A 10,757-nucleotide genomic window follows, 5' to 3' on the forward strand; every position below is an offset into this window, starting at 1 on the left:
CCCTGCGACGGTCGAGCAGCTGCGGCGCGAGACCGCGAAGCTGAAGAAGATCAATGCCGCGCTGATGTCGCGTGTCGAGCGCTCGATGGACCAGCAGCTCAACGCCTTTTCACTGTTCGAAACCGCCATTGCGCTCGACCACAAGGTTCGCGACCGGACGCACCAGTTACGGGAGGCGCTGCATTCGGTCGAGCGCGCCAATGAGGGTCTCTTCCGCGCCAAGCAGCAGGCGGAGGCGGCGAGCTCGCTGAAATCCTCGGTGTTGATTTCAGTCACACACGATCTGCTGCAGCCGTTGAACGCGGCGCGGCTGACCTTGTCGGCGCTGACGGAGATGGTGGAATCGCAGGATGCCGGCCTGCTGATCGATCAGGTCGACCGCTCATTGCTGACGCTGGAAGACCTGCTCCGCTCTTTGCTCGAAATCGCCAAGCTCGATGCCGGCGCACTCAAGCCCGACGTGCGTCCGCTGGCGCTGGCACCGCTGTTCGAGCAGCTGCGCAACGAATTCGAGCCGATCGCCGCGCGGCAGCGCCTGGCTTTGCAGATCGGCACGACGGACCTCACGGTGTCCTCGGATGCGATGATGCTGCGGCGGATCCTGCAGAACCTGATCGCGAATGCGATCCGCTATACGCGGGTGGGCCGCGTCACCATGGAGTGCGGGCATCGCGCAAATCGGGTCTATGTCGAGGTCTCGGATACCGGGCCTGGAATTCCGCAGGCCCAGCAGGAGGCGATCTTCCGCGAATTCCAGCGCGGCGATGCCAGCGCAACCGATCAGGCCGGGTTCGGACTCGGCCTGTCCATCGTGCGCCGTTTCGCGACCGTGCTCGGGCACGAGGTGCGCCTGTCATCGCAGATCGGCCAGGGCTCGACCTTCACGGTCGAGATGGAGCCGGCCGAACGCACTGACGTCGGCGACGAGGCCCATGCAACCAAGCTTGCGGAGCGGCAATATGGCGGGCTCGAAGGCGCCAAGATTCTTCTGATCGAAAACGATCCGTCGGGCTCGGAGGCGATGGCTGCCTTGCTCGAAGGCTGGGGCTGTGACGTCGCCACCACACGATCGGGCGCGGACGCATTGCTGCGCCTCAGCGAACTCGGCGGTGCGCCGGACGCTGTGATCGCCGATCTCCACCTCGACCACGGCGAGAGCGGCCTGTCGGCCATCGCCGACGTCCGCGAGCATCTCAAGCTCGATACGCCGGCGATGATCATCACGGCCGACTACTCAGAAAAGGCCGCGAAGGAGGCGAGCCTGCACGGCCTCGAAGTGCTGAAGAAGCCGATCAAGCCCGCCGAGATGCGGGCGCTGCTGTCGTTCCTGCTGAGCTAGCGCCGCACCGGCCAAGCAAATGTCGAAAACAACCCCATGCACAGTAGCGGTAATATTTTACACGCCAGCAGCGCCATGATGCACAAAATGCCGAAATGACTGCCCCGAACGGGCCCAGGGCTTTTTGGATTTACACGGTTCAGCCGCTGACAAGAATTGCGCGATGTTCGGTCAGGTAGCGAACCGGAGGTTTGCCCAGGGTCTTCCTGAACATATTGACGAAACTGCTGGCGTTTTCGTATCCGAGCTCCAGGGCGACGGTCTTTACACTTTCACCGCTTGCGATTCTTTGTACTGCGAGGATGACGTGAAGCTGGTGTCGCCAGCGTCCGAAACTCATCCCGATTTCCTGGAGAAGCAGGCGGCTTAAGGTGCGCTCGCTCATGCCAAGCGCACTTGCCCAATTCGCGAACGAGGTCTTCGCGCTCGGATCGGCTATCAGCATCTCCGCGAGGCGCCGAAGGCGCGCCTCTCTTGGCATCGGCAGGTTCAGGCTGCTGGTCGGCGCATCGGACAGCTCGTCCAACAAGGTCATCACCAGTCGATCTTCGCGACCTCCGAGCGGATAGCACTCCGGAAGCTTGGCCACTCTGAGGATCAGCTCCCGGATCAAGGGAGATATCGAGATCGTGCAGCACGTCTTGGGCAGGCTCTTGGCGGCACTCGGTTCAATATACAGGCAGTGGCATTCGACGAGACCAGCGCCACGGGCCGAGTGCGCCAGTTGACCGGGGATCCATAACGCGCATCCGGGCGGTACTAGCCAAACGGTATTGGCCGTCTCGCAGCAAAGAATGCCGCGCTGGGAATAAAGTAATTGAGATTTGCGATGCTGGTGCCGATCATAGGTCCAATCATTCGACAGGATTCCGCTTCGGAGTGCAACGGCGCGGGTTACGCGGTCGATGTCGGTGTCAACAAAGCGATGAAGCATCTCGCCGCCTTCCAAAATCTTGTGTCGGCGACTTGCCTGCCGAGATGTTCGAAGCCGACCATCGCAAATCGACAGGAGAGCGGCCATCCTAAACGCGGCTTTTTTGAGCTAATCTAAACCGGCTTTGGCGGGGCAGCCCAAGCGCTGGTTCAGATATCGGATTCCTTGGCAAGAGTTGCAGGCACCTCCGTAACTCGCAGCAGCCGCCAGGAGGCATGAGCTGCATAAACTCCGGGCAGAGCCACAGCGATGATTGCTGTCGCTGCTATATGAAGCCCGTCACGCATGCCATCGAAGACGCCGCCTGCGACGCTGGCGACCATCAGAAAGCTACCTAGCAGCAACGAACCAAGAATCGCGGCGCGTCGCGCAGTGACGAGAGGAAGCAGAGCAGGAATGATCCATATCGAACATGCGACGCCAAAGTACCAGAGAGCCGTCGCATCGAATGCCGTCGGCGCCGTGCCGGAGCTGTCGATCTGATGGTCGACCCATGTAAGGATTTGGATGACCGCGTAGATCGTGTTTCCGAGGCCACAGACCGACCACAGCAACGCCACCTTTTGACGGGCAAATCGAGCGGCGAGTTCATTCGTCAGATCAGTCATCGCCGTAATCCTCGAAGTCGACATTTTGATTTGCATCCCGGGTTCGTGCAGAGGGTCGGCCGACATCACAGCTCCGCCCATCGTCTCAGAAGATTGTGATAGACACCGGTAAGCATGAGGATGCCTTGTGCATCGCTGGACACGGATTTGCGCAAGTCAACAATGCCACGGTCGAGATCATAGAGCGTCGTGCGAAGCCCCTCGTCCTTGATCATCGATTGGGTCCAGAAGAATGATGACAAGCGCGCACCTCGGGTGATCTCGCGCACGCGATGCAGGCTCCCCGCCGGATACAGGACCATGCTCCCAGCCGCCAACTTGACGGCGTGAACGCCGTAACTGTCTTCAATGATCAGCTCGCCACCGTCGTATTCATCGGGTGCCGTGAGGAAGAGGGTTGAAGACAGGTCGGCGCGCATGCGAGTGCCGAGTCCAGGCGAGGATCGCACTGCGCCATCGACATGGGCATCGAAGAACATCCCGGTGTCGTATCGATTGAAAAGGGGCGGCAGGACGCGCAGGGGCAAAGCGGCACTGTTGAACAGCGCATTCCGGCCGAGAGCTCTCAGGATAATGTCGCCTGCTTGGCGAGCCTGAGGCGAGTCCTCGGGGACCTGAGCATTGCGCTTTGCGCGCGATGCCAGCTCACCTGCCGTTGCCCGTCCGTCGATCCAATCCGCTCCCTCGATGATGTCGCGCACCGAGGTTACCTCTTCGGCGGATAGCAGTTGGGGGATTTCGATGAGCATTTTCTTCAGAACCTGATTGCTGCGGTGAGGGTGACGCTGCGGCCCGCAACGGGAGTCGCGTAACCGCTTCCGAAAGCCGAGCTGTAGGTCAGCTTGTTCGTGAGATTCGTAACCTTGAGCGCAACATGGTGTCGCTCGTTGGGATCGTAGGAGAGCATCCCATCGATCGTGGTCGCTGCCGGGATCACCATTGAATTGAGGTTGTTGAGGTAATAGTCCGAACGATAATTGAGCCCGCCCCCGACGAGCATGTGACCCGGCACGTTTGGCAGCAGGGGAGCGATGTCGTAGGTGGTCCAGATCGCCAGGCCATGCTGAGACACGAACGGGACCCGGTTGCCTGCGGCCGAGACGGGCGTGAACGGGCTGATCGACGAGGCGATGATCTTGCTGTCCATGTAGGAATAGGAGGCCTGAATGTCCCAGTTCTCCGTGAGCTTGCCGGTCAATCCGAGCTCAACTCCCTGGACTTGCACCTTGTCGTCGGTGGTCGTCTGTATCCCCGATGCCTGGTCGGTATAGGAAGCGTTGTTCTTCTCGACGCGGAACAATGCTGCCGTCACGCCGAGCCGATCCTCGAACAGGCCCCACTTCGCACCGACCTCGAAGGTCGTATCCGCTTCCGGCTGAAGGTTTGCGGCGTTTGGCGCCTGGGACAGACCGAGCGATGAACTCAGCGAAGTGATGTTGTTGCCCGGCGGCGTGAATGAACGTGCATAGCTGAAGTAGTAACTTTGATGCGAGGTGGGCTCGAAGATCAGGGATGCTTTGGGGCTCGCGAACTCGGTCGTCGTCGCAAGCGGAGACGCGCCTGCCTGGCCCTCGACCCGATAGTGATCCCATCGAACACCCGCAAGGATCGAAAGCATGGGCGTCAGCCATATGCGGTCGCTTACAAAGGGGCCGATATCCCAGCTCGTGGCCGACAATTGATTGCCCGGCGACACCGTCAGTGCAAAGCCGGGCGAGTTCGCAAACACGGGATCGAGAAGAGTCCCTGCCGGCTCGGGGCCTGAAGGAAGGTAAAAACCCGTCGTCGCGTGTTGGGAATAGACATCAAAGCCGGCGACGAGCTTGTGCCTGAACGGTCCGGTGTCGAAACGCATCGTGGCAGTCGTTACGTTTTCCCCGCCGTGACTGACCTGCTTCGTCCCGCCGACGGACCAGATTGTGTAAGGTGTCGCCAGGTTTCCGGCGAGAACGTCCGTTGCGCAGCTGCTTGGAAAAGGGAAGCCGGGAGAGGCGCAGAGCGCGGGCGTAAACTTCAGATCACGAGTGTAGTAACCGACACGCGTGTCGTTCGTTAACGTGAGCCAATCGCCGAATTCGCCCTTGTAGAGGGCGGTTGCCACGTCGGCCGTCGCGTGGTCGCGATCACTTTCCCGGCCGAAATAGTTCGAGCGGGGAACTCCGTACTCCGTCACGGGCTTGCCGACGACGCCCGGCGCGCTGACGACCGGAACACCGAAATCGGGGCGTTGAACGCTGTCCTGGTGCAGATAGTTGAAGATCAGGGATTGGTCGGTGCCGAGGCCAAGTCCTAGCGAGCCGAGGAAACCGCCACGGTTGGAATAGACATGGTCGCGATCGACAATATCCTGGCCGTTGCCCATGCCGACGAATCTGAGCGCCGTCGTGTCGTTGACCTGCTTGTTGATGTCCAGAATGCCACGTCCGTAAGGGCCCATCCCGGCAGAGGCCTCGAACGTTGATTGGTCGCCGAGATGGGCCTTCTTGCTCTCGATCTCGATGACGCCGCCCGTCGTGCCATTGCCGAAGCTCTGTGACGAGGGCCCCTTCAGCACCAATACGTTTTCGGTTGCAAAACTATCGCGCACGTAGGAACCAAAATCGCGTAAGCCGTCGACATACACGTCGCCCGAGGCGTCAAAACCCCGGATGCGGAACTGATCTCCGTTGATGCCACCGCCGCCTTCTCCGGTGGCGACGGTGATTCCCGGCACATATTGGAGCACCTGATTGATGGTGGCTGCCTGCTGCTGCTCGATTACCAGGCGCGGTATGACCGTGACGGTTTGCGGCGTGCTTTGGAGAGAATCGGAAAGACGGCTGAGACCAGTGCTCCGCTGCAGCGAATTCCCAGGCGAAACAGCCGAGGACGCAGCCTGCGGACGCGGTTCGGCCGGCTTGCTCGGATGGCTGGCCGAGACAGGTCTCGAGGCCGGCTTGGCGCCGGCGCTCGACGCTCGTCGCCGCTTGGTGACAGGAGCGTCCACCTCGACCGGCGGGAGCGCAGTCGCCTTGTCCGCGGGCGCCGACGTCGGTTGATTGTTCTGGCCTTCCGCGTTGGCGGCGGTCACGAATAGAAAGCCGTTTGCAAGGCTCGCGGCTGCCCCAATTCCGGAAAGTGCCGGTCGCAAGGTTTCGATGATGGTCACAGAGCCCCCTTCGAGCAGGATGATGTTGAGTTGGATAATCTTGCGATGCGGCGTGACATCGCTGCGATACGGTCGCCGAGATAGCCAGCAAGGCGTCGGCCGATCGACGCCTGGGGACAAATCCGCCAATCCGGACGTCCATCGGTTGCCGGCAGCTCAGACAGCCTCCTGGCGCCTTCAAGGTCAGAAGGTGCGGCTGCAGCTTCGCTGGCCGCGGAGGCATACGCCTGCACGTCAGCGGAACTGCCGGAAGCTGCTATGCGCCTAAGTGCCTCCAGGCCATGCCGGCGTAACGCAGGTTCGCCGCGCGCCAGCAGCTGCGGCGCAATGCGCCGGCGAAAGCCGTCATCGCTACCGGAGACCGCCCGTTCCAGCCAAACATCGGCAGCGGCGAGGTCTCCGCCAGCATGCAGGATCGTGGCCAGATTGTACTGAGCCCAGTGATCGCCAAGCGCCGCTGCGCGGCTATACCAATACAGGGCGCCTCTCGGATTGGCCGGCACGGCCCAGCCTTCTTCAAGGAATCGAGCGAGAGAATTCATTGCCTTCAGGTTTGCCTTGGAGGTGCCACCTTCCGCTGCTGCCCGAAAGAGCTCGAAACTCCGCGGCCGATCCGCCGGATTTCCGCCGCGCATCAGCATCTGCGCCAGATTGACTTGCCCCCAGACGTGGCCGGCTGCTGCGGCGAGCTCGAAAAATTTCGTCGCGAGCTTCGGATCTGGCTCGACGCCCCAGCCTTGTTCGTAGCACCGGCCAACCATGTTTTGTCCGTCGAGGTCCCCGGATTGGGCGGCACGCTCGAACCAGACGAAGGCAGCCGCCGGATCGCGCGCTACCCGCGTCCCATCGAGCAGCAACTGGCCCCACACGATCTGCGCGGGAATGATATCGGCCTCGGCTGCTGCCTTGATCCACTGCGTCGCATCGTGGGGATTGCTGACGAGCAAGTCGCGCAGCTGCGCCTTGGTCAAACGCTGCGCGCGAATTTGCAGGAGCGGTTGGGGCAGGGTCGCTGAGGCGTAGGGATTTGGAGGCCTCTTGGACAGGCGCTCGGGAACAGCCCTGGGCTGTGGGTGGATTGGCATCGTGCTTCGCTTCGCGCAGGCCGTGGTTTAACGGAATGGCTACAGCAGCCCGGTGCGGCGCTGCATCGTGCAATCCGGCCAGACCATTGCTCAATTCGGCCAACGGCCAAGAATTCGTCCAAAAATGAATTCGTCCAAAATGCCGCCAAGACTTGGTAACCAAGACCTGGTAACCAAGACTCGGTAACCAAGACCTGGCAACGCAGGACCTGGTTGCCGGTGGCAGTGATTGTCTGTTTTGGGTAACGCTTTGGCGCCTTGGATGAATGAGTTGAGGCATCATCCAAACTATCTGGTCATGCGCACGCGAATTGAACCACGCTGCGCAAACCTGATCGATAGGGGTGAAGATGCTGTTGAATACCGCGACTTTTCCGATTGTAAGGCTGTCTTACGATCAGGGCTCGGCCGGAACGGCTGACGAGGCCTTCGCCGCCTTCGAAGCACTGCTCGATCGCGGCCAGCCCTTTGTCATCATAGGGCAAGGGGCGAACGCCGACATCGACGAACACGAGCACGATCCGGGTGAGCAGAGAAGGCTTGCGCTCTGGTCAAAGAAGCACAAACCGCGATTGCGCGAATTTGTGAAAGCCCTGATCTATGTTGAGCCCTCAAAGACGAAGCGGCTCGGCATGAGAGCCTTCCAGATCGTGTCAGAGAAGTTCTGGGGATACCCGATGCTGCTCGCCGCTTCGGAGGCAGAGGCGCTGGAGACGGCGCAAGCGCTGCTGAAGTCCGCTTCTCCAAGCAGGCGACCTGGTGAGGCAGGCTGAAGATCTTTCCAGACGACCTGTTGTCATGGAACGAGGAGGCCCTCTGAACTCTCGCTTCGACCGGGATTGCTCCCGAAAGCGACGTTGCTCAGCGCCGCGCCCCGCTCTCATCAGCCATCAGGAGGCCTCGCTTCCGTTTTCTGTTCTTCCGAGCGGATAGTTGAGAATCATTGTCTATGTACGCTGTCGCTATCGATCACACGCTGGCTGTGCACCATCTTGATCTGCTGACCAAGATGTTCGAGTTGCGGCGTCGGGTTCTCGCCAATCGCCATTACGACACACAAGTCAGCGGCGATGTCGAATTCGACATCTACGATATGCTCAAGCCGACCTACTTGCTCGCCATGTCGGAAGAAGACCTCGTCGGCTGCGTACGACTGTTGCCAACCACCGGCCCGACCATGCTGCGCGATACGTTCGCGACACGTCTTGGGCCCAATCAGATCCCGAGCGGCCCCACCATCCTGGAGAGCTCGCGCTTTTGCATAGCCAGCAAATGTGCTTCAGACTTCGATCACAATGGACTCAGTCGCGTAGCATACGTCCTGTTCGCAGCAATGATTGAGACGATGTGGAACCTGAATGCACAATCGATCGTGTTGATGACCGATCTCAGAACGGAACACGGTCTCAACCGGGCCGGCTGGCCGATGCGGCGTCTCGGATCACCGCAGACCTCTGGCGGGACGACACTGGTTCCTGGATTGCTGCAAGGATCAAGCGAAGCTCTCGAGCGCATGCACCGCCACGCGAATGTGCGGTGACCGGTTGCTCCTCTCGTCGCGCGCGGTTGCCTTGCGCTAGGAGACCACCCCGGCGCGACAGGGCGGCAGACAATCCCGTCACGGCTGATCCGGCCGGACCCGCTCGCGCGTCGTCGCGGTCCCCTCGGCTGCCAGGGTCGCGAAATCGATCCTCGACATTTCGACGATGGCCTTGGTGCGACTGAGCACGTTGAGCTTGCGCAGGATGTCGGAGACATGGACTTTCACCGTGGTCTCCGAGATCTTCAGCTCAAAGGCGATCTGCTTGTTCTGCAGGCCGCGCTTGAGCATTTCGAGCACGCGCAATTGCTGCGGCGTCAGCTCGTGCAGGCGCTTGATCAGATCCTGCGCGGGACCGGAGGCGCGCTGCGGGCGGACCAGCGCGCGGTAGGCAGCGGGCACACAGACCGAGCCGCGCAGCACCTCGCCGATCGACTGCGACAGATCCTGCTTGGACGATGATTTGAGGATGTAGCCGGACACGCCAAGCGACAAGGCGCCGGACATGATCTGGGGATCCTGGTGCCCGGACACGATCACGACGGGAATTTTTGGAAACGCCTTGCGGATGCGGATGATGCCCGAAAGGCCTGTTGTGCCCGGTATCGACAGATCGAGCAGGATGAGGTCGAGCTCCGGCGTCGAGGCCAACAGCTCGAGTGCACCGTCGATCGATGTCGCCTGAAAGATCTCGGCCGCAGGCACGACCATCTGAAGCGCACCTTCGAGCGCTTCGCAAAACAACGGATGGTCTTCGACAATCAGAAATCGCATCACGCCTGAGCCACTCTGAAAATCTTGCTGAAGATCCGGCCCGGGACGTCGCCGGGGCCGACGTTGAATTCAATGGGTCGAGAATGACTCAGACGGGGCGGGGCGAATTGATCCAGGTCAAGAACGACACCGCAGGTCATTGCGGCTTCCCGCGATCGACGCGCGCATGAGGACGTCCCTTGGGATCGGGCAGCTCCATCTTGCCGATCTCGATGACCGCCTTGTTGCGGCTGAACAGGCCGAGCTTGCGCAGGATCTCGGTGATATGCGCCTTCACCGTCGATTCGGCGAGCGCAAGCTCCTGCGCGATCTGCCGGTTCGGGAGGCCGTGACGCAGGAGATCAAGCACGCGAAGCTGCTGCGGCGTGAGCTCGCGCAACTTGACCTCGAGCGCCTTGCTGGCATCGGCCCGACGCAGCCGCGGCGCCGCCACGAAATCCTTCGGCACCGACACCGACCCGCTGAGCACGCCCTCGATCGATTGCGCGAGCTCTCGCTTCGAGGTCGATTTCGGCAGATAGCCGGCCGCTCCCAGCGCCAACGCCTCGCGAACGATGTGCTGATCCTCCTCGCTCGACACGATGGCGACGGGCAGGCGCGGATAGGCCTCGCGCAAACGCAGAAAGCCGGAAAAGCCCGTCGCATCCGGCAGCGACAGATCGAGCAGAGCGAGGTCGATGCCCCGCTCGGCGAGCAGGATATGCAGCGCATCCTCGATCGACATCGCCTCGAAGATCCGCGCCTCCGGCAACGCCAGCCGCACCGCATTGCCGAGCGCTTCGCGAAACAGCGGATGATCGTCGATGATCAGGAAGCTGGTCATGGCGCCTTCCCAAGACTCGCCCGCATGAGATCGCGCCGCACAGGCATCCACCGCGAGAGTGGAAGCGACACATTGATGCGGCACCCGTCCGGCGCCTGGATGATGCCGGACGGAAGCTAGCACATCCTCCCGATCGCGTCTGGTCAAGAGCGTTCAGTCGTCGGATTCGGACTGGACCGTGAGCAGGAAGGAATAAATGTTGTCGAACTGGTCATCGGTGAAGACCTCCTTCCAGGCCGGCATGCCCTTGCTCGGGCGTCCCTCATGCACGGTCGTCCAGTATGTTTCGCGCATGTCGTCGCCGTAGCGGTGACGGAGCAGCCGCAGGTCGATCTTTCGCTCGCTCTGGATCGCATCGGGACCGTGACAATGCGCGCAAGTTCCATTGAAGATTTCCTTGCCCGCACCGACGGCCTCGGCGGCGGGCGCAGCCGCATCGCCCTTGACCTCGGTCGCGGCGACCTTGGCAATCTCGGTCACTTGAACTGAGGTCCGGGCTCCGCCTG

11 protein-coding genes are annotated in these 10,757 nt (G+C 61.3%); 3 read left to right on the forward strand and 8 right to left on the reverse strand.

Annotated features, from left to right (window positions below; all coding sequences use genetic code 11):
* Positions 1-1,339 (forward strand): hybrid sensor histidine kinase/response regulator (locus AOQ71_RS06690; protein WP_057743450.1); only part of this gene is annotated, 1,339 nt, incomplete at its 5' end.
* Between the two features lie 139 nt (positions 1,340-1,478).
* On the opposite strand, the gene AOQ71_RS06695 is transcribed toward AOQ71_RS06690, so the two are convergent.
* The 5 genes from AOQ71_RS06695 to AOQ71_RS06715 form a co-directional block, all read right to left on the reverse strand.
* A complete protein-coding gene (locus AOQ71_RS06695) occupies positions 1,479-2,360 on the reverse strand; it encodes an AraC family transcriptional regulator (protein WP_205668203.1) in 882 nt (293 codons plus the stop codon).
* 62 nt (positions 2,361-2,422) lie between these two features.
* On the reverse strand, positions 2,423-2,881 hold the full coding sequence (locus AOQ71_RS06700; RefSeq protein ID WP_063958202.1) for a hypothetical protein: 459 nt from the start codon (positions 2,879-2,881) through the stop codon (positions 2,423-2,425).
* Positions 2,882-2,946: 65 nt separating this feature from the next.
* Positions 2,947-3,630, reverse strand: coding sequence for a Fe2+-dependent dioxygenase (locus AOQ71_RS06705; protein ID WP_057743460.1), 684 nt, complete (start codon positions 3,628-3,630; stop codon positions 2,947-2,949).
* Positions 3,631-3,635: 5 nt separating this feature from the next.
* Entirely contained in the window at positions 3,636-6,029 is a 2,394-nt protein-coding gene (locus AOQ71_RS06710; RefSeq protein ID WP_057743464.1) for a TonB-dependent receptor, read from the reverse strand.
* Positions 6,026-7,000: a tetratricopeptide repeat protein gene (locus tag AOQ71_RS06715; RefSeq protein ID WP_057743468.1), complete on the reverse strand. Its 975-nt coding sequence runs from the start codon at positions 6,998-7,000 to the stop codon at positions 6,026-6,028. Before AOQ71_RS06715 ends, AOQ71_RS06710 begins: the two co-directional genes overlap by 4 nt.
* A 464-nt stretch (positions 7,001-7,464) precedes the next feature.
* On the opposite strand from AOQ71_RS06715, the gene AOQ71_RS06720 reads away from it, so the two are divergent.
* Together AOQ71_RS06720 and AOQ71_RS06725 are read left to right on the forward strand one after the other, a co-directional pair.
* Entirely contained in the window at positions 7,465-7,887 is a 423-nt protein-coding gene (locus AOQ71_RS06720; protein ID WP_057743612.1) for a hypothetical protein, read from the forward strand.
* Positions 7,888-8,063: 176 nt separating this feature from the next.
* Entirely contained in the window at positions 8,064-8,654 is a 591-nt protein-coding gene (locus tag AOQ71_RS06725; protein ID WP_205668204.1) for an acyl-homoserine-lactone synthase, read from the forward strand.
* Positions 8,655-8,732: 78 nt separating this feature from the next.
* Here AOQ71_RS06725 and AOQ71_RS06730 read toward each other — a convergent pair whose 3' ends face one another.
* The 3 genes from AOQ71_RS06730 to AOQ71_RS47325 form a co-directional block, all read right to left on the reverse strand.
* Positions 8,733-9,428, reverse strand: coding sequence for a response regulator (locus tag AOQ71_RS06730; protein ID WP_057743471.1), 696 nt, complete (start codon positions 9,426-9,428; stop codon positions 8,733-8,735).
* A gap of 136 nt (positions 9,429-9,564) precedes the next feature.
* A complete protein-coding gene (locus tag AOQ71_RS06735) occupies positions 9,565-10,251 on the reverse strand; it encodes a response regulator (RefSeq protein WP_057743473.1) in 687 nt (228 codons plus the stop codon).
* A 153-nt stretch (positions 10,252-10,404) separates the two neighbouring features.
* The coding region (locus AOQ71_RS47325; protein WP_245316755.1) for a c-type cytochrome at positions 10,405-10,757 on the reverse strand (353 nt) is incomplete at its 5' end.

The organism is Bradyrhizobium manausense (assembly GCF_001440035.1).
Lineage (GTDB): Bacteria > Pseudomonadota > Alphaproteobacteria > Rhizobiales > Xanthobacteraceae > Bradyrhizobium > Bradyrhizobium manausense.